General features: G+C 35.9%; 2 protein-coding genes. Both read right to left on the bottom strand.

What is annotated here, in order from left to right; all coding sequences use genetic code 11:
- Positions 1-256: 256 nt before the first annotated feature.
- Positions 257-559 (bottom strand): helix-turn-helix domain-containing protein, encoded by a 303-nt coding sequence (locus BLP55_RS16640; RefSeq protein WP_170826907.1) that lies wholly within the window; start codon positions 557-559, stop codon positions 257-259.
- Positions 543-902: a type II toxin-antitoxin system RelE/ParE family toxin gene (locus BLP55_RS16635; RefSeq protein ID WP_091147565.1), complete on the bottom strand. Its 360-nt coding sequence runs from the start codon at positions 900-902 to the stop codon at positions 543-545. Before BLP55_RS16635 ends, BLP55_RS16640 begins: the two co-directional genes overlap by 17 nt.
- Between the last annotated feature and the right edge of the window lie 174 nt (positions 903-1076).

Raw genomic sequence — 1076 nt, 5'->3', positions numbered from 1 at the left:
CTTTCTTCGAGTTTGAGGCGTGTTCTTTTTTTGTCCATAAGGCAGCAAATCTAAGGATTAGACTTGTTGCATTAAGTTATTGAATTGTCCATTTTTCTTTAGGCTGACCGCTAACGTTAGGCCGCTTCACGCCGTTGCGGATCGAAGCGGACTGAGTTCTCTCTGCCGAAGATAATGTTTCTTCGTGAAACCGCAGCTTCCGGCTACCGAAAACCCCGCAATGGCTTGAAACGGCGGTTAGGTGAAGTTGCTAGTTCTAACCGATTGAAATTGATATTTTTTTGCCTAGTCCGATTTCCAGTAATCTATATAAAGTTGAAAGCTGGATATCAGTATGACCATTTTCAATTCGAGAAATAAAACTTTTTTTAGTGCCGGTTTTATCTGCCAACTCTTGTTGAGTTAGGTGAGCCAATCGTCGCTCTTCTTTAATCAGTTCACCGATAGCAAATGCCTTAGCTTTGATTTCAAAATTGGTTCTTTCTGGATTTCCAAGTTTACCGTATTTTGCATCTAAGAGTTGATCAAAAGTCGTAATATTTTTATTTTCTTTTTCCATGTTCATTTTTTGTTTTAAAATATTCTTCTTTTAGTTTTTCTGCTTTCTCAATTTCACTTTTTGGAGTTTTCTGGGTTTTCTTTTGAAATCCATTGAATAGCACAATAATTTTCCCTTCATCAAAACAGCAGAATACTCTAAATATATTTCCTCCTAATTCAATTCTGATTTCATACAGTCCGTTAGTGCCGGTCATATGTTCAAAAAATTTCCTCGGAATTCTTTCTAAAACAGTAATAGCAAAAAGTATCTCATCAATTTTATCTTGGACTTTTCCATTTTGTGCATTATAAAACTCAAAAAAATAGTTCTCATAAAATATAATTTCTCTAACCTTTTCCATCAGGCAAAGTTAACTAATAATGTAACATTAAAAAATGTTTTGTGGATTTTTTTGCAGTTTCGCTCTCGGCAATTTCACCTAACGTTTCGCGCATTTGCGTGGTCGCGCCAAAGCGAAACTGAGTTTTCTCTGCCGAAGATAAATAAAGTTCGTGAAACTAAAACGTTCCGGCCA

It is taken from the genome of Flavobacterium caeni (assembly GCF_900101895.1).
Taxonomy (GTDB): Bacteria; Bacteroidota; Bacteroidia; order Flavobacteriales; family Flavobacteriaceae; genus Flavobacterium; species Flavobacterium caeni.
The sequence above is the reverse complement of the archived record's forward strand: the minus strand, read 5'-3'. Positions and strand labels throughout refer to the sequence as shown.